At 53.1% G+C, this 17,741-nt stretch carries 21 protein-coding genes; 11 read left to right on the top strand and 10 right to left on the bottom strand.

The window, feature by feature from the left end; translation table 11 throughout:
* The first annotated feature begins 3 nt into the window (after positions 1 to 3).
* Genes WIF35_RS15860 through fliR form a run of 11 tightly spaced genes read left to right on the top strand, consistent with a single transcriptional unit; the run spans position 4 to position 7,913 of the window.
* Positions 4 to 696, top strand: coding sequence for a flagellar assembly protein FliH (locus tag WIF35_RS15860; protein WP_412479196.1), 693 nt, complete (start codon positions 4 to 6; stop codon positions 694 to 696).
* Between the two features lie 5 nt (positions 697 to 701).
* Positions 702 to 2,093 carry a flagellar protein export ATPase FliI gene (fliI, locus tag WIF35_RS15855; protein WP_412481254.1) on the top strand — a complete coding sequence of 464 codons (1,392 nt, stop codon included), beginning with the start codon at positions 702 to 704 and terminating at the stop codon, positions 2,091 to 2,093.
* 6 nt (positions 2,094 to 2,099) lie between these two features.
* Positions 2,100 to 2,552, top strand: a complete 453-nt coding sequence (fliJ, locus tag WIF35_RS15850) for a flagellar export protein FliJ (RefSeq protein WP_412479195.1) — start codon at positions 2,100 to 2,102, stop codon at positions 2,550 to 2,552.
* 50 nt (positions 2,553 to 2,602) lie between these two features.
* Positions 2,603 to 3,616: a flagellar hook-length control protein FliK gene (locus tag WIF35_RS15845; RefSeq protein WP_412479194.1), complete on the top strand. Its 1,014-nt coding sequence runs from the start codon at positions 2,603 to 2,605 to the stop codon at positions 3,614 to 3,616.
* A 25-nt stretch (positions 3,617 to 3,641) separates the two neighbouring features.
* A complete protein-coding gene (fliL, locus tag WIF35_RS15840; RefSeq protein ID WP_412479193.1) occupies positions 3,642 to 4,202 on the top strand; it encodes a flagellar basal body-associated protein FliL in 561 nt (186 codons plus the stop codon).
* A 6-nt stretch (positions 4,203 to 4,208) separates the two neighbouring features.
* Positions 4,209 to 5,225: a flagellar motor switch protein FliM gene (gene fliM, locus WIF35_RS15835; protein ID WP_412479192.1), complete on the top strand. Its 1,017-nt coding sequence runs from the start codon at positions 4,209 to 4,211 to the stop codon at positions 5,223 to 5,225.
* Entirely contained in the window at positions 5,218 to 5,661 is a 444-nt protein-coding gene (gene fliN / locus WIF35_RS15830) for a flagellar motor switch protein FliN (protein WP_412479191.1), read from the top strand. Before fliM ends, fliN begins: the two co-directional genes overlap by 8 nt.
* 25 nt (positions 5,662 to 5,686) lie before the next feature.
* On the top strand, positions 5,687 to 6,124 hold the full coding sequence (gene fliO, locus WIF35_RS15825; protein ID WP_412479190.1) for a flagellar biosynthetic protein FliO: 438 nt from the start codon (positions 5,687 to 5,689) through the stop codon (positions 6,122 to 6,124).
* Positions 6,111 to 6,863 carry a flagellar type III secretion system pore protein FliP gene (fliP, locus tag WIF35_RS15820; protein WP_412479189.1) on the top strand — a complete coding sequence of 251 codons (753 nt, stop codon included), beginning with the start codon at positions 6,111 to 6,113 and terminating at the stop codon, positions 6,861 to 6,863. Before fliO ends, fliP begins: the two co-directional genes overlap by 14 nt.
* Positions 6,860 to 7,129: a flagellar biosynthesis protein FliQ gene (gene fliQ / locus WIF35_RS15815; protein ID WP_412479188.1), complete on the top strand. Its 270-nt coding sequence runs from the start codon at positions 6,860 to 6,862 to the stop codon at positions 7,127 to 7,129. The genes fliP and fliQ overlap by 4 nt, the downstream gene beginning before the upstream one ends.
* 1 nt (position 7,130) lies before the next feature.
* Positions 7,131 to 7,913 carry a flagellar biosynthetic protein FliR gene (gene fliR, locus WIF35_RS15810; RefSeq protein ID WP_412479187.1) on the top strand — a complete coding sequence of 261 codons (783 nt, stop codon included), beginning with the start codon at positions 7,131 to 7,133 and terminating at the stop codon, positions 7,911 to 7,913.
* Here the strand turns inward: fliR and WIF35_RS15805 are convergent.
* From WIF35_RS15805 to WIF35_RS15760, 10 genes are read right to left on the bottom strand one after another with little or no spacing between them, the layout of a single operon-like run.
* The gene (locus WIF35_RS15805; RefSeq protein ID WP_412479186.1) at positions 7,910 to 8,404 is read right to left on the bottom strand and encodes a hypothetical protein; all 495 of its coding nucleotides are present in this window, start codon (positions 8,402 to 8,404) and stop codon (positions 7,910 to 7,912) included. The two genes, fliR and WIF35_RS15805, sit on opposite strands and share 4 nt — an antisense overlap.
* Positions 8,401 to 9,354 (bottom strand): flagellar hook-associated protein FlgL, encoded by a 954-nt coding sequence (flgL, locus tag WIF35_RS15800; protein WP_412479185.1) that lies wholly within the window; start codon positions 9,352 to 9,354, stop codon positions 8,401 to 8,403. Before flgL ends, WIF35_RS15805 begins: the two co-directional genes overlap by 4 nt.
* A 15-nt stretch (positions 9,355 to 9,369) precedes the next feature.
* Positions 9,370 to 11,355, bottom strand: coding sequence for a flagellar hook-associated protein FlgK (gene flgK / locus WIF35_RS15795; RefSeq protein WP_412479184.1), 1,986 nt, complete (start codon positions 11,353 to 11,355; stop codon positions 9,370 to 9,372).
* Between the two features lie 54 nt (positions 11,356 to 11,409).
* Positions 11,410 to 12,384, bottom strand: a complete 975-nt coding sequence (gene flgJ / locus WIF35_RS15790) for a flagellar assembly peptidoglycan hydrolase FlgJ (protein ID WP_412479183.1) — start codon at positions 12,382 to 12,384, stop codon at positions 11,410 to 11,412.
* A gap of 12 nt (positions 12,385 to 12,396) precedes the next feature.
* Positions 12,397 to 13,491: a flagellar basal body P-ring protein FlgI gene (locus WIF35_RS15785; protein WP_412479182.1), complete on the bottom strand. Its 1,095-nt coding sequence runs from the start codon at positions 13,489 to 13,491 to the stop codon at positions 12,397 to 12,399.
* Positions 13,492 to 13,514: 23 nt separating this feature from the next.
* Positions 13,515 to 14,174 carry a flagellar basal body L-ring protein FlgH gene (locus tag WIF35_RS15780; protein ID WP_412479181.1) on the bottom strand — a complete coding sequence of 220 codons (660 nt, stop codon included), beginning with the start codon at positions 14,172 to 14,174 and terminating at the stop codon, positions 13,515 to 13,517.
* 9 nt (positions 14,175 to 14,183) lie between these two features.
* Positions 14,184 to 14,966, bottom strand: a complete 783-nt coding sequence (gene flgG / locus WIF35_RS15775; RefSeq protein ID WP_412479180.1) for a flagellar basal-body rod protein FlgG — start codon at positions 14,964 to 14,966, stop codon at positions 14,184 to 14,186.
* Between the two features lie 12 nt (positions 14,967 to 14,978).
* Positions 14,979 to 15,722 (bottom strand): flagellar basal body rod protein FlgF, encoded by a 744-nt coding sequence (locus tag WIF35_RS15770; protein ID WP_412479179.1) that lies wholly within the window; start codon positions 15,720 to 15,722, stop codon positions 14,979 to 14,981.
* Between the two features lie 19 nt (positions 15,723 to 15,741).
* Positions 15,742 to 17,040: a flagellar hook protein FlgE gene (flgE, locus tag WIF35_RS15765; protein WP_412479178.1), complete on the bottom strand. Its 1,299-nt coding sequence runs from the start codon at positions 17,038 to 17,040 to the stop codon at positions 15,742 to 15,744.
* Positions 17,041 to 17,055: 15 nt separating this feature from the next.
* Positions 17,056 to 17,736 carry a flagellar hook assembly protein FlgD gene (locus tag WIF35_RS15760; protein ID WP_412479177.1) on the bottom strand — a complete coding sequence of 227 codons (681 nt, stop codon included), beginning with the start codon at positions 17,734 to 17,736 and terminating at the stop codon, positions 17,056 to 17,058.
* Between the last annotated feature and the right edge of the window lie 5 nt (positions 17,737 to 17,741).

Below are 17,741 nucleotides of genomic sequence, written 5' to 3'. Positions count from 1 at the left end.
AGCATGGTCATCCCAAAAGAACAATTGGCGGCATATGAGCGCTGGGAAATTGGCTCATTCGACAGAAAACCCAGCCCACCACTGGTTGAGTCACCTGAACCAGCACCGGTTACGGTGACCGAATTTCCAGAGGAATACCAACCGGAAGTCTCCCTTCCCACAGCAGAAGAAATCGAGCGTATTCATGAAGAAGCGCGAGCCAGCGGCTACTCAGCGGGATACGAAGAAGGTAAGGCCCAAGGAGAGCAGGCAGCGCGGGAACAAGCCGAGGAGCTACTTAATAGCATTAACGACATACTGAGAAGCCTCAGAGAATCCCTGCACGATTTCGATCAGCAGGTTGCTGAAAATCTCCTGCATTTAGGCGTTGAAATCGCGTCGCAAATCACCCGCTCCATCGTGCATACGCGATCTGATTTATTGCTCCCAGTTATCCGGGAAGCAATCGCCGCCCTCCCTCTTCATCATGGTCACGTTGTCCTGTCATTGAACCCCAAAGATGCCAACCTGATTCGCCCATTACTGGGCGAACAATTCGCGCAAACAGGGGCGCAGTTGCTTGAAGACCCCAACGTAAGCCCTGGTGGCTGTTTGGTCCGTGCTGGCTCCAGCGAAATAGACGCCTCGATCGAAACACGATGGAAACGCGTACTGGAGACCATTGGCACCACTCCGCAAGATTGGCTAATCAACTGAACCACGTGACCGAGCACATCGAGCGCTGGAAAAGCTTTCTCGACAACTGCGCCCAAGCAGCTGGGAATGCTCAACCTCTTTGGCCTATCGGCAGACTGACGCGTATCAACGGTCTAGTGATGGAAGCCGCCGGCCTCAAGTTGCCACTGGGTAGTTCATGCAAGATATATCCAATCACAGGGGCCCCCGTTGAAGCCGAGGTTGTTGGTTTTGCCGGAGAAAAACTGTATTTAATGCCATCAGATGACGTCTATGGACTAGCACCGGGCTCCAAAGTCGTGGCATTCGAAACGCCCGGATCACCTCCTCAGATAGGCGCACCACCTCCGCTACGCCGAAGGGCAATAGATCGAGCAAAGCAAGTCCCAGTCGGCGATGAGCTCCTTGGCCGCATTCTTGATGGCGTAGGGCGCCCACTGGATAATCTTGGGCCATTGGTTGCACCACTATCAAGATCGCTCCAGAGCCGACCGATCAACCCGATGGCCCGAGCAACAATAGAAAAGCCGCTCGACGTCGGCGTTCGCGCCATTAACGCCTTGCTGACTGTTGGACGCGGACAGCGCATGGGACTTTTCGCCGGCTCCGGGGTTGGCAAATCGGTACTGCTTGGCATGATGGCCAGATATACCGAGGCCGAGGTCATCGTTGTTGGCCTAATCGGCGAACGGGGCCGCGAAGTCAAGGAATTCATCGAACAAATTCTCGGCGAAGAAGGCATGCGCCGCTCTGTCGTCGTGGCTGCGCCTGCAGATACCGGCCCTCTGATGCGATTACAGGGTGCAGCATACGCCACGACCATTGCCGAATACTTTCGTGACCAGGGAAAACACGTTCTACTGATCATGGATTCCCTTACCCGATATGCGATGGCGCAACGAGAAATCGCGTTGGCTATCGGGGAGCCTCCTGCAACACGCGGCTACCCACCATCTGTATTCGCCCGCTTGCCGCAGTTAGTTGAGAGAACTGGCAATGGCCCGGAAGGAGGCGGCTCAATAACCGCCTTTTATACAGTTCTGGCAGAAGGCGATGACCAACAAGATCCGATTGCCGACTCCGCCCGCGCCATTCTGGATGGACATATTGTTCTGTCACGAACCCTTGCCGACGCTGGACACTACCCAGCCATCGACATTGAGCAGTCAATTAGCCGCGCAATGGTCAGCCTGATTTCACCTGAGCATTTAGAGCAGATTCGCAAATTCAAAGTACTGTTCTCCCGCTATCAGCGTTCACGAGATTTGATATCCGTTGGCGCCTACGCCCCTGGGAGCGACCCTGTTCTAGACCAAGCCATTGCAGCCTACCCAAAGATGGAACGCTTCCTCCAACAGAACCTTGCCGAACAGGCTAGCTTCCCTGACAGCGTACAGATCTTGCAAAATCTTCTGTAATTGACAATGGCTCAAACTTTTTCCTTGCAACCTTTGCTGGAATTAATGCAATCCCGCACCGACGAGGCGACAAGAAAGCTGGGGCAACTCCTCGCAGCCGAACAGAATCAGCGCAGCCGCCTGCAGATGCTGGAGCAATACCGCGAGGAATACGCGCAACGGATGAGCGAAGCGGTTCGGAATGGGCTCACTCCAACTGCCCTTCTGAATTTTCAGAGCTTCATTTTTCGCATCGACGACGCCATTGCGCAGCAACGCGTGGTGGTAGCAAACTCGGAAAAAAATACGCGCCAAGGACAGCAACAATGGCAAGAACAAAATAAACAGTTAAAAGCTATCGACACACTTTCGCAGCGACACGACCTCCGAGAACGCTATCGGGAAAACAGGTCTGATCAAAAACTACAGGATGAATTCGCCGCCAGACGTTTCCGTACAGAGGAAGATGACGGCAGCTAGGCACTGAATTTGCTTAATTCACGACATTGATACTGTCCCTCAGCAAATTCATGACTATCACTGTCACGCCCGGCCTGCCACCCACCACCTCTCAGGCATCTTTCTCCGGCGCAGGAGGCGCCGAGGCGCCTCTGGAGGCTGGAACATTCGCAGGCCTTTTGCTAAGTCAGATGCAAACCAGCAACCCGGAACTCGCTTTCAAGCCGAATTCGGGCTCCAGTACGCAAATAACACCCAGTGAAGGCAAAAAGGAAGCCGCGGATGAGGACGAAGAGGCCATTGGAGTCTCCGACCCATCCGTTCTCGCCATGTTAGCCCAGGGGATGCAACAGGCTCAACCAACACCTGCAAACACAGACAAGTTCTCCCTTGAGCAAAATCCCCCCCCCGTCATCGGGGCTATCAACAGCACAGTGACTTCAGTGCATGTTGGTCAAGCATTCACCTCCTCAGCAGAAGCTGAAACGATCTCCGGCGGATTAACCCTATCTACTACAGACAATAAATCTGCGCCGGAAACAGCGGCAGATTTTGCCGCCCCTCAATCGTCGCCAGAGTTCAGCGCCAATTCCGCTAGCTCTGCAATGCCCCATTCGACTCTGGTTCCCAAGGAACAACCCACCGAGATTAGCAGCCCAATTCATTCGGAGAAATGGCCAGCCCAGTTCGGAGAAAAACTGGTTTGGCTTGCCAAGAATGAGGTTCAAACAGCCCAAATCAATATCGCCCCACCTCAACTCGGACCGATTCAAATCAACCTCACGCTGACAGGTGACCAAGCTACTGCGATCTTCGCGTCACCTCACGCGGAAGTACGGCAGGCCATAGAAGATGCAATGCCCCAACTCAAGGAAATGCTTTCATCTGCCGGGATCAATCTTGGACAATCTGATGTCGGATCCAACATGACCCAGCAACAAACGTTCTCAAACGGCTCTCAAGGCAGCCAGAGCCCCAAAAACACAGACGAAAACGCTATACTTCCCGGCAATAACTTGATGAGCGACATCTCACCGTCAACCTCGATTAGACGAGGCAACGGGATGGTTGATTTGTTTGCCTAATAGAAATATGCATAGAGGGTAATACATGGCCAAAGATGCTAAAGCCGTAGAAGAGGGAACCGAGCCTCCCAAGAAAAGCAAAAAACTGCTGATCATCATTTTGGCTGTCGTCCTCCTGATTGTATTGGGGGGCGGCGCAGCATTCTTCTTGCTGAAGAAAAACGACCACGGCGAAGACGACGAAGAAGTAGCGGAAGAAGTTGCCAAGCCAAAGAAGAAAGAAAAGAAAAAGGATACGCACGCACTTCCGATATTTGTAAACATGGATCCTTTCACGGTCAACTTGGTCCCGGAAACCGGTGATCAATACTTGCAAGTAGCGCTTTCACTTGAACTTGAAGACCCAGCCGAGGAAATTGCGGTGAAGGCTCAAATGCCCAAAATTCGCAACAATGTGACCTTGCTACTTTCATCCAAGAAAGCCTCCGAGCTGTTACCGAAGGAAGGCAAGGAGCATCTGGCCGAAACCCTAAAGGACGAGATTAATTCTGTAATCGAACCGCCAAAGAAAAATAAAAAAGGGGAAATCATTCCGCCGGAAGGCCCCGTCAAGTCCGTACTGTTCACCTCATTCATCATTCAATAACAGGTAATGGCCGGCGACTTCCTCTCCCAAGACGAGGTTGACGCCCTACTCAAGGGGGTCACCGGCGAAACCGACGAGCCTGAGGAAAGCGCAGGCGAAGGCGGTGGCGTTCGTTCATACAACATCGGTACGCAAGAGCGTATCGTTCGCGGACGCATGCCAACGCTCGAGTTGGTGAATGAACGCTTTGCGCGCTATTTGCGTATCGGACTATTCAATTACATGCACCGGAATGCTGAAATTTCGGTGGGGCCGATCCGGGTCCAAAAATACAGCGAATTCATTCGGAATCTGGTTGTTCCGACCAATCTCAACCTGGTTGTCGCCAAGCCTCTACGGGGCACGGCATTGTTCGTCTTTGACCCCAATCTTGTGTTTCTAGTCGTAGACAACATGTTTGGCGGAGATGGCCGCTTTCACACCAGAGTCGAGGGACGGGATTTCACACCGACCGAACAGCGCATCATTCATGGCTTGCTGACTGTTGTCTTTACCGAATACAGTAAGTCGTGGAAGCCGGTATATGACATCAATTTCGAATACGTTCGATCCGAAATGAATTCGCAATTTGCGAATATTGCCACTCCATCGGAAATCGTTGTCTCGACAACTTTTACGCTGGAATTCGGCGGGGCTACTGCAGATATGCACATCTGCTTCCCATACTCGATGCTGGAGCCGATTCGAGACTTGCTTTACAGCACGATGCAAAGCGACCAGCTTTCCTCAGACAAACGCTGGATTGGCACGCTAAGAAAACAACTTCAAGGTGCTGAGGTTGAAATTGTCGCCCAACTGGCTTCTGGAAAAATCACCCTGGGCCAAATTCTCAAGCTGAAGTCAGGCGATGTGATTCCTATCCATATTCCGGAAAAAATCGAGGTTCTGGTTGATAATGTCCCCCTGATGGAATGTGCTTACGGCCAGCAGAACGGTCAATATGCGCTAAAAGTGGAACGCTTCATATCCTCAAACCCGGAGGGCTCTCCCGTTGAGCCTAGCCCAGGGGAGCAACATGGCTGACGAAATGGAAAATATCGAAAACACTTCAGCGGAAGGTGAAGATCAGATCAGCGAAGATGACTGGGCCGCCGCAATGGCGGAACAAGTCACCGCGGATGCTGCTATGACTCCCCCGGCGCAGCCTGCCAACATATTTCCTTCGTTCGGCGATGGATCAGGAAATAGTGGGATGATGAATGAACTCGACATGATTTTGGACATCCCTGTCCAAATTACGGTCGAATTGGGGCGAACCAAAATCACCATCAAAAACTTGCTTCAACTTGCTCACGGCTCCGTTGTAGAGCTCGATGCAATGGCTGGAGAACCTATGGATGTATTGGTCAACGGAACCTTGATCGCACAGGGCGAAGTCGTTGTGGTCAACGACAAGTTCGGCATCCGTTTGACCGACATCATCACGCCGTCAGAGCGGATGCGCAAACTCAATCGATAGAATGCTTGAGTGCCGAAGAACGCCAATGGGCTACTCCAGTCCGCTTCTCACCAATACCTTCCTCGCAGCAGTTTCTCTGACTCCGCTTGTTGGTTATGCCGCAACCGAGGTGGACAGTCCGGGCATTCCGTTGTGGTCTATCTTGCAAACCGTGTTGGCATTGTTCTTGGTCATCGGATTAATGATTACGACCGCTTGGTTGGCACGTAAACTTGCCGGTGAAAGACGCTTCGGCAATCAAGCCATAAAAATTGTTGGCGGAATAGCTCTAGGTCCCCGTGAACGAGTTATGTTGCTCGAAATTGGAGAGGAATGGCTGGTAGTCGGTGTAATTCCCGGTCAAATTCGGACATTACATCGCTTGCCCAAGGGCAATATTCCATCTTCCCAACTGCCAATGCAGGCAAATAAATCGTTTGCAGATTGGTTACAGGGCATTTCGCGCAAGCATGCTGATGAATAAAAAAACGTTTATTGGTACATGTTTGCTTTTAGTCAGTGGTTTGGCTGTTGCGCAGGCCAGTAGCGGGCTACCTGCTTTCACCAGCTCTCCCTCGCCGGGTGGTGGCACAACCTATTCGCTGTCGATTCAGACGCTGGTTCTGCTGACTGCGCTAACCTTTTTACCCGCAGTAGTATTAATGATGACCGGTTTCACCCGCATCATCATCGTACTTTCTTTGCTACGGCACGCACTAGGAACGCAAACTTCGCCCCCCAACCAGGTACTCGTTGGCATGGCTCTGTTTTTGACATTCTTCGTGATGAGCCCAACGCTGGAGAAAGTCTATACGGAGGCTTACCTCCCGCTTTCAGAGAACAAGATCAATGTCATGCAAGCAGCGGAGCGGGCAGCGATACCAATGCGAAGCTTCATGCTGAAGCAAACCCGCGAGTCGGACCTGGCTCTCTTCGCAGGCATTGCAAAAATTGACAAGATCAACACCCCAGAGGAAACCCCTTTAAGGATATTGGTGCCGGCGTTTGTTGTCAGTGAACTGAAGACCGCGTTCCAGATCGGCTTCATCATTTTCATCCCGTTTCTCGTCATTGATATGCTTGTTGCCAGCATTTTGATGTCGATGGGCATGATGATGATGTCCCCCGTGATGGTAGCCCTACCCTTTAAGCTGATGCTATTTGTGCTGGTCGACGGCTGGCATCTGGTTTTAGGCTCACTTGTACAGAGTTTCGCACCATGACCCCGAATACCGTCATGGAAATTGGCCGCCAGGCGATCGAGGTAACATTACTGTTAGCCGCACCGCTCCTGCTTACAGCACTCGTATTGGGCCTGATCATCAGCATTTTCCAGGCGGCCACTCAATTGAACGAATCGACCCTTCAGTTTGTTCCCAAACTGATTGCCATGTTCGTCGTTCTGCTATTAGCTGGCCCCTGGATGCTCCAATACCTGGTCGATTATATCCAGCGACTGTTCTCAAGCATTCCGCAGCTGATCGGCTGAAATGATCACCATAGGATCCGCTCAGCTTGACGCTTGGATTGCCGCCTATTTTTTCCCCCTCGCACGAATCCTTGGCTTTATCTCCGCCGTTCCGCTATGGAGTTCGGCCTCAATTCCAGTACGAGTGAAAATCATGCTTGGCGTTGGGATTGCTGTGGCTATAGCCCCGATTATTCCTTCACCCCCCAGTGTTCAGGTCGGCACACTAAAAGGCCTAGCAGTGATGGTGGAGCAAATGTTGATAGGCATAGCGATGGGCTTTGCCGCCAAGATCGTATTCGCTGCAATTGACCTTGCCGGCGAATACATCGGTTTTCAGATGGGACTTAACTTTGCAACTTTTTACGACCCTCTGAACGCGTCGCAAACGCCGGTAACCACCGAGTTTATAAGCTTGCTCGGACTACTCGTATTTTTATCGATCAATGGCCACCTAATGTTCTTCGCGACGCTGGCGCATAGCTTTTCCGCAATGCCAATCGGAGGCGCATTCTTTGGCAATTCAGTCTGGAGCAGCTTGGCTCAGCTAGGGGCAAAAATCTTCGCCACCGGGCTGCTACTGGCGCTGCCGGTAATCGTTGCCCTGATGATCATCAACATTGCATTAGGCGTATTGACGCGTGCGGCTCCACAGTTGAATCTTTTTGCCCTAGGTTTTCCGCTAACGCTGACGGGCGGATTCATCACCCTTGCTCTCAGCCTGAACTATCTCGCCACCCCGTTGCAACATCTATTTGAGTTCGCCATCGAGGCAATACTCGGCGTCAGTCAAGCGCACCCTTAGTTCATGGCATTCATCATGAATGAGTCGGCCTGTTGGCGTTGCACCAGACGCACGACCCCATCAGCAACCCGTCTCGCCCCGATGGTTTCCGAATCAATACCTTCGGTGTATTCCAAAATCTGATAGTTACCGAAACCTTGCTCATACTGCAGTTGAGAGGCTCTGCGCTTTAGAATCTGAATTGACTCCCCCGCCCCTCCGGTATGGTATCGCTTCATTTTCATGGATAAACGATACGTATCGTCGTTCAATCGAGTTTCCTCGATTTGCCAGTTTGGCGCCAACGGATCATACACTAAGTAGATCGCCGCAGCAGCCACAGCCACATTCGCCAAAGTGGACAGTTTCAGTGATGTTTTTGCGGTCAGCTGGATGGCCTTGTCCGGAATCAATGGCTTGACGTCGGCACTATTGCCTATTGAACTACATGCAGAACAAAGCGCAGCTGCTGACAGCACCCCCAGCCAAGGCTTGAATAAATCAGCTCTCATATGTACTGGAACAAGCTAAGTTTTGCGGTCTGAGAAAAAGTCGCTTGTGCCGCTTCAAGCTGAATTTTTTTCTGCGTCACCTCGGAAATTGCCTTGGCATAGTCCAGATCCCGTAAACTGGATAGTTGCGCATCATATTCAACGCCACGCCCCTGAGTCACCGTTCCCAAAGTTTCCAGCGAAGACATCCGAGCGCCAACCGAAGCGCGGCTACGACTAACCGTCTCAATTGAAGACAGGATGTCCGATAGTGCTTGAGAATATGCTGGATTCGCACTAACTGCCCCCGGCGTATTCAGTAGATCGACCAAATTCTGGATCGAATCGAACATGCTTCGCCCAGTGGGCACTCCCGTCGCATCAGCGATACGCATGAATACGCTGCTACCAGGCTCGTTCGTCGCCATGTCCTCACTGGCACTGATCTGTAGTCGCAGAACTCCATCATCACCGTTGTAATCGACATATGTCTGGGTCAGGCTATATGGAGAAACCGAAGTAGCATTTTGCGTAAATGGAGGGGTTGTCGACTCAAACCCCGCAAAAATATACCGTCCAGCCCCATCCTGTGAGTTTGCCAAAGCAAGGATGCTGGTCAGGCGTTGTTTCAATTCAACGGCAATTCCTGCTCGCTCCGAATCAGAATATGTCCCGTTGCCAGCAGCGACTGCTTTTTCATAGATGCTCTGCAGTTCATCATTGACTCCGCTTAACACATTGTCGAGAGATCCAAGCTTGGTTTCCGCCGTCTCTTGGTTCTTAACGTACAACTCGTTTACCGACTTAGCTTGACTGACTAATAGCGCCTGAGCGGAGCCCACCGGATCATCTTGCGGTGTAACGATGCGTCGACCGGTAGAAATCTGGTTTTGCAAGGAATAGAGGCTACCCGTCAAATTTTGGAGCCCACCTACACCATTGCTATAAATCTGATTTGTTGAAATTCTCATGATGTGCTCTGTTCCTTACCGAATCGACAGCAAGGTGTCGAAGAGTGTCGAAGCTGTCTGCAAAATTTTTGCAGAAGCCTGGTAGGCCTGTTGATACTGAATGAGTTTTGCCGCCTCCTCATCCAGATTCACACCGGAAACCGCCTCTTTTGCCGCAACTGCCTGATTCAATAAAACCGTTTGAGCCTCTGAGGATACCGTGGCCGAATACGCCTTGTTACCAATGTCATTGACAAACGAGGCATAGTTATCCTGGTATGTCGCCGTTCCGGAAAGCATCGTGTTTTGAATCTGGAGACGGCCTAGCCGGAGAGCATTGCTCCCGTCTTCCGCGCCGGTGGTGTTGATGTTTCGTTGTAGCGTAATCGTGTCGCCATTGGCCGGCACACCGGAAACCGTCATGGATATCCCCGTCCAACCACTGATAGCATTGTTGATCGACATTGCTTGGCCAGAAGAATAGGGAATTGAGCTGCCATCAGGCAGGACAAAACTATTGGTGCCAGAATTGTAAGTAAGCGTGAGATTAGCCGCCCCCATGGTGTAACCGTTGGCAACGGACACTCCTTGGACCTTGCCACTCCCCGTATTAGTCAAAGCCGCACTTGCACGAGCCGGTGTTGCCGCCGCGATCAAGCGCGGATCTGCCGCCAAGGTGTCATTCACCGAGAAAAGACGAGCTGCCGTGCGTGTGGGCTGAATCAAATAGCTATCGCCAACGGCAAATGTTCCACCAACCGCCGGACTCAGGGTAAAGCCCTGCGGATCTGTCGCCAAGGCTGTATTGATCGCACCAATCGTCGCACCGGACCAAGTGGTGTTGTCCGATAAACGCTCAAGGGTAAAGGTCGCACCATCGTAGGAGAGGCGATAATCGCTACCCGTCAGATTGGTATAGAAATTCGTTCCGTTACTAGAGGGTGCCGTCAGCGCTGCAGTTACCGTGGAGGCAGTTGCCGAGTTGCGGGTATCTGCCAACACGGTAGGCTGTGTCAACGAGAAGAAATTGGAAACGAAGGCGGCGCTACTCGAGGTATTCCCCAACATGTCTTGCCCTAGGGCATGTTGGGCATTGAATGTTTGCGCGACAGAGGTGGCCATCATCCCCAGCTGGTTGAAGGCCGTATCCAGTGCATCCCTCCGAAAACTTAGCAAACCGCCCAACTGACCGCCGCTAATCAGCGACTCGGGCAGTTCAAGAACATTGCCGGTTGCACCTTCGAGGCCGACGGAAATCCGTGTCGGATCTGCACCCGACGGCCCCGCAGCCAACCTTGTGTAGTCACCACGTACCACCAACTGCTGTCCGGTACCAACGAAGACATTGTAGGTACCATCGTCGTTTGTACTAACCCCAACCTTGACCAGCTTGTTCAACTCTGCCACCAACTGATCACGTTTATCGAGCAATTGGTTATCCGGCTGGTTGTTCAATGAGCCAGTCGAGAGGATCTGTTTGTTGATCTCGGCAATCTGTTGCGTGTAGCTGTTGATCGAGTTAACCGTACCCTTGATCTGAGCATCGACACCGGTTTGCACTTCCGCCAAGCGGCTATAGACACTCTGAAACACGCTCGTCATCGTCTGAGCGGCGCTAACCATCGACTGGCGAGCGGAAACGGACGAGGGAGCCGCCGAAACGGCTTGAATAGCATCGAAAAAGTCCTGCATTGCGGGACTGAGGCCAGCCTCCGCATCGGCTAGCATATTGTCGATCTGGGCGATTTGCGAGGAATAGGTTTCCAAAGCACTCATACGGCTTTGCGCATTAAGCACCTGAGTCGTCAGCGCCTTGTCATACATACGGGCAACGGTGACAACGTGAGTACCTTGGCCAATGCCGCCGGCACCAGTCATCACCGTCGGATTGGAAGCCTGGACTACCCGCTGGCGTGAGTAACCATCGGAACTGGCATTCGTGATGTTGTTTCCGGTAGTCATCAAGCCGACTTGAGCGGCGTTGATACCGGTAACTGCAATGCTGATTAGTCCACTAGCCATTTACGATCTCCTTCCACCCCTTCTATAACGGATGGACGCAATATTTCTTGACCCTTATCCGAGCAACGCAAGGCGAAGCGTAGGGCCGTTGATGATCTTGCCGAGCTTGTCCGCGTAAGCCGGGTCGGTTGCATAGCCTCCCCGTTGCAAACCAGAAGCAAACTGCGCGCCATCCTGTGAACCAATTACGCCGTTGAAACGCGGGTTGTTGCGCAAAAGACCAGCATAGTCTCGGAAAGCTTCTTCATAAGACCCATAGGCACGAAAACGCTGGACTGATTGCTGCGGCTGACCATCCACGTACTCCGTGGTCACGGTATCCACTGTCGGCCCACTCCAGCTTTTCCCAGCCTTCACACCGAACAGGTTGAATGACGACGTTCCATCTTGGCGACGGATTTCACTTTTGCCCCAGCCGCTCTCCAGAGCAGCATGTGCCACCAGAAACTGCGGAGCTATCCCGGTTGCCCGGGAGGCTTCCACGGCATAAGGCCAGACACGGCCGACGAATTCCTTCGAGGATGCAGGCACATCGCCGACTGCTGCGGTGGACACGGCATTTTCGGCAAAAACCGACGGATAAGCCGCCGAAGTCGGCAACTTGCTAGGGACCGACACATATTGATAATGGCGACCATCCGGTGCAGCCATCGGCAAACTATTGCCGGCAGCTTTCGCCGCCGACTCCACAGCGTTACCAACTTCACCCGATGTATTCAGGTTTCGCCCCAGCTGCTGCTCGATCAATCGGGCAAAACCCAAGCCCTTTCCCGATGTCGCCATGTTCTGCGCTAACTGCTGATCCAGCAGGCCGGTGTAAAAACGCGACTGATCGCTCTCCATCAGGCCATCTTGGGGAACCGTGTCGCGCATGCTCTTCATGACCATCTGCAAAAACAGCGTCTCGAACTGCTGCGCGGCCGCCTTCAAACCCTCTTGCGGATTTTTGGCGAACTGCTCACGCACATCCTGAGCAGACTTGACGTCGAAGGCAGCCCGGTTGGGCTGGTTCTGAATGCTACCGGCCATTTCTCAACCCGATCAGATGATTTCCAGATCGGCACGCAATGCGCCTGCCGCTTTCATCGCCTGCAGAATTGCCAGCAAATCCATCGGGTTGGCGCCTAGCGCGTTCAAGGCCTTGACGACGTCGGCCAAGCTCGCTCCGGCCTTGACGTTCATCAGGCTGCCATTGTCCTGCTTGACCTGGATATCCGCGGACTTGCCAAACTGAGGCTGACCTCCATCAACGACGACCGAGAGGTTGCCATGGGCAACGGCACAAGGCTCCAAGGTCACTTTCTGGTTCATGACCACAGACCCGGTACGCGGATTGACGATCACCCTGGCCAGACCGGGCACCGGAGTGACCTCAAGATTCTCGACACGGCCTAGGAAAGCGACTCGTGCGTCGGAATCATCCGGCGCCCTCACGGCAATGCGACGACCGTCGATCGCCTGCGCTGTTCCGGGCGCAACACTGCGATTGATCGCATCGACAATGCGCTGCGCCGTACCGAAATCAGCGCTATTCAGCTCATAGTAAATCGCACCACCCTGGCCAACCGCGGTAGGAACAGCCCGCTCAACAGTCGCCCCCGCCGGAATGCGCCCAGCAGAAAGATGATTCACGGTAACCTTTGAGCCCCCCGAAGAAGCCCCTGCCCCGCCCACCAGCACATTACCCTGAGCGATTGCGTAGACTTGACCATCGCCGCCTTTAAGCTGCGTCATCAAGAGCGTGCCGCCACGCAAACTCTTCGCATTACCCATAGACGAAACTGTGACATCCACAGGCTGCCCGGGCTTGGCAAATGGCGGCAGGTTTGCCGTCACCATAACGCCGGCCACGTTCTTCAATTGCAGCTTCTGCGTTTGCTCCTGGGTAAGGTTCAGCCCCATCTGCGACAGCATGTTGCCGATCGCTTGCGTCGTAAAAGGCGTTTGCGTGGTTTGGTCGCCGGTGTTATCCAGACCAACCACCAAGCCATAACCGATCAACTGGTTGTTACGAACACCTTGAATACTGGCCAGATCCTTGATGCGTTCCGCCGATGCCGGGGCAGAAAACAACGGCAAAACGCAAACGGCCAAAATTGCCGTTTTTCGGAACCAATTGCCGCTTTTTTCCAACATGTCGTGCCTCCAGGAGACTATCCTCAGAATGGCATTACATTAAGGAAGAACCGTGCCAGCCACCCCATGATCTGTCCTTCGCTCACTTGACCAGAGGACTTGTATTCAATTCGAGCATCGGCAATCTTCGAGGACTCGACCGTATTGAAGGAATCGACATAGCTGGGATTAACCACGCCGGAGATTCTTACGAACTCTTGCTCATGGCCCACAGCCACCTGCTTTTCCCCCGAAACCAGCAGGTTTCCGTTTGGCATCACATCAATAACCGTCACCGTCATGCTGCCGGTAAAGACATTGTTGTTCGCGGCTTCGCCCTTGCCACTAAAGGCATTGGCACTGGAGGCATTCAGGTCAAGTCCGAGCAAACCCTTGCCCGGCAATCCGCTTAGACCACTGACTGACGCCGTGGAGGTATTTGATTTATCCAGCTTGGTATTCGACTTCGTCGAAGCGGTCGTGCTCTCGGTAATTTTCACCGTAATCGTGTCGCCGATATAACGCGCTCGCCGATCCTCAAACAACGGACGCCCCGTTCCCACTTGATAGATCGAGCCGTTAGCGATCTGGGATTCCATGCGCGGCATTGGGCGCGCTGTCATCGGTTGGTGAACATTGGTCGGAGGAACCGAAGTACAACCGGCCAGCAGCAACATCCAGGCGATATGCTTAAGCGGCCTCATGATTACTCCTTACAGTTGAGTCAGTCTACCCAGCATGGCATCCGAAGTTGAAACCACTTTCGAATTCAGCTCGTAGGCACGCTGCGTTTGAATCATCGTCACGAGCTCTTCCGCCACGTTAACGTTCGAGGTCTCGACATACGTTTGATTTACCAAGCCAGCACCATTCGTGCCCGGGGTATTCGGGGTTGGCGTACCGCTCGCAGCGGTCTCGAGAAAGAGATTCTGGCCTATGCTCTGCAAGCCAGCCGGATTGATAAAGGTCGCCAGCTGGATATTCCCGATCTGCGTCGTGGCAGCCGTACCCGACTGGGTCACGGAAACAGTACCATCGGTACCAATGCTGACAGTCAAAGCGTTTGCCGGGATCGTGATATTCGGCTGCAATGGATAGCCATCCGAGGTAACGATCTGCCCCTGGTTATCTTTCTGAAATGACCCATCCCGGGTATATGCCGTCGTCCCATCCGGAAGCAGAATCTGAAAGAAACCATTACCGGAGATTGCGACATCAAGGGTGTTATCGGTTTTCTGCAAATTACCCTGAGTAAAGATACGGGCGGTCGAGACCGGACGCGCACCAGTACCCAATTGCAATCCCGCAGGAACCTGGGTCTGCTGCGAAGACTGGGCACCTGGCTGACGAATCGTCTGATAGAGCAAATCTTCAAACACCGCTCGCGCACGCTTGAAGCCATTGGTACTGACGTTAGCCAAGTTGTTTGAGATCACGTCCAGCTGGGTTTGCTGGGCATCTAGACCGGTTCTGGCGATCCACAGGGAACGAATCATGATTGCTTCCTATCAGGAATTCAGCGACAGCAGCTGATCTGCACGCTGCGCGTTGGTATCGGCGGTCTGTAACATCTTGACCTGCATTTCGAATTGGCGTGACAGACTAATCAAATTGATCATGGAGTCCGTTACATTGACATTGCTGCCTTCCAGCGCCGCCGGCGCCAGGGTCACTCGCTCATCTGCCGGAGCAGCCTCGCCATTGCGTAATCTGAACAAGCCATCAGCACCTCGCACCAAGTCCGCTTCTGGTGGATTAACCAGCTTGATTCGGCCGATCGCATTGGTGTTGTTTCGCGTGCCAAACGTCGGCACAACCGAAACGGTACCATCCGGGGCAATCTCAATCGTGTTATCGGGCGGTATGTTTATTGGCCCGCCATCACCTTGCACGGTATAGCCGCTTTTCGTCTGCAACAGACCTGTCACATCAACATCGAGACTGCCGGCGCGCGTATAAGCTTCCGAACCATCCGGCAACTGGACGGCGATCCATCCTCTACCGTTAACCGCCACATCCAGATTACGCCCCGTAAACATCAACGGGCCTTCATCCAAAACGTCGCTGACGGAAGCGTCAACAACGAAGGCCCGCGTCGGCATACCCTCACCTAAAATCGGAACCGCCCGGAAACGATGCTCCTGCGCCTTGAAGCCAATCGTACTAGCATTGGCAAGGTTGTTTGCTGTACCGGCCTGCTGCATGAACGCATGCTTGGCGCCAGTCATCGCGGTGTAAATCAGGCGATCCATTGGATTAGGGCTCTATCTGTTAGCGGATATTGACCAGGGTCTGCATGATCTGGTCCTGAGTCTTGATTGATTGAGCGTTGGCCTGGTAATTCCGCTGTTGAACGATCATATTTACCAACTCCGCCGTGAGGTCGACGTTCGAGTCCTCGACAGCACCGGACTGCACCACACCCAAGGTCCCGGACTTTGGCGTACCAACCAAGGGCTGCCCCGAGTCCGAGGTTTCGATGAAATCGTTGTTGCCGATCGCCATCAATCCATTGGGGTTACGGAAATTCGCCAGCACAAGCTGGGCCAGATTGCGCGTTTGCCCGTTGCTGTAAACGCCTTGCACAACGCCATCCTGCCCGACCGTCATACTCGTCAGCTGCCCGGCGCTATATCCATCCTGGGTCTTCTTTGAGTTGGCAAAGTCGGCACCGTATTGGGTCGAGTCGGTGAAATCAAGATTGAAGGATAGTGGGGCCGCACTGTTCGGCGGAGTCGTCGGATCCGCCGCAATCAAATCAGCGGTGACACCAGCCAAGTTCACCGAGAAGCCGGCAATCGGCATTGGCAAGGTTGTCAATTGGCCGCTTGAGTTGAAGTTTAGGGTTCGAGGAGAACCCGGCACATTAGCCTCACTCGTACCATCGACCTGAAAATGCACTTGCCACTGCCCTGCAGTTGCCGTCTTAACAAAATACATCGTCATGGTGTGTGCATTACCAAGACTATCGTAAATCGTTACTGCATCCGTAAAGTTATACGTATTGGTTTGCGGAGCATTGACCCCCGTTGGGGCGGTCCACGCCACCGCCGGAACTTGCGCAGTTGAATCGAGATTCAAGGCATACGAAACACCGATATTGGTCGAGCCGGTAGCGCGCGGCGGAATCGGGGTCGGGTCAATCAAAATAGCAGTCGGAGTAGAAGGAATGATATTCCCACCGGCATCCGCCAAATAACCGGTAAGGTTCTCCCGCTTATCGTTGACGACATAGCCTTGAGCATCCAGATGAAACTGGCCGTTTCGGCTATAGCGAATCGCCCCGTCCTGACTCAAGCGGAAGAAGCCCTGACCGTTGATCGCGATATCCAGCGAGTTGCTGGTTGTCGTGATATTGCCCTGGGTAAACTGCTGGGCAATGGCACTCAGGCTGGAGCCGATGCCGATTTGTGAGGCGCCTGCGCCGGTAAGGGATGCCGCATAAACATCGGCGAAATGTGACACCGCAGATTTGAAACCAACCGTACTCGCATTAGCGATGTTGTTGCTGGTTACGTCCAGCGCTTTGGAAGAAGTATTGAGGCCACTAAGCCCTTGTTGGAATGCCATCGCTGCCTCCGAGAATTACATGAATTGCAAAACTTTGTCGAACGCGACGGTCTGTCCAGTCGTCAGTTCGAGCACAAAAGAAGACCCGCTCTTCACGACAGCAGCCACCTTACCCACCTGAACCGGGGTTGCGTTGACCGAAGCACCACCAGAGGTGGCTTTCACCGAGAACGTATATTGACCATCCGCTTGCTGTACCCCCGCACTGTTCTTTCCATCCCAGCTGAAAGCAATCGTCCCTGCCTCCTGCTTTCCAAGCTCCTCGGTTTGTACCACGCGACCAGAAGCGTCCTTGATGGTTAGAACAACGGAATCAGCAGGCGAAGCCAACGTAGCCCCACCTTGGGCATTTCCACCACTCAAGGTCAGCCCTGTTCCCTCAACCAAAATTTGAGACCCAATCGCACCAGCCGCCTGCAAGGCCTGAGACGTGTTGTAGGCGGAAAGAAGACTGCTTAGCGAAGTATTCATGGCTTCAATACCTTTCAAGGTACTGATTTGCGCCAATTGGGTTGTCATCTGCGCGTTGTCCATCGGATTCAACGGATCCTGGTTCTTCAGTTGAGTAACGAACAAGGTCAGAAAGTTATCTTGCATGTCTGCAGCGGAAGACGATTGACTCGAGGAACCACTGCTCCCATTCAACGCAGCGAAAACTTTACTGTTCTCGCTGTTTGTCGCATTAACTGTGCTCATCTCAT

It is taken from the genome of Azonexus sp. IMCC34839 (assembly GCF_047047955.1).
Classification (GTDB): domain Bacteria; phylum Pseudomonadota; class Gammaproteobacteria; order Burkholderiales; family Rhodocyclaceae; genus Azonexus.
The sequence above is the reverse complement of the archived record's forward strand: the minus strand, read 5'-3'. Positions and strand labels throughout refer to the sequence as shown.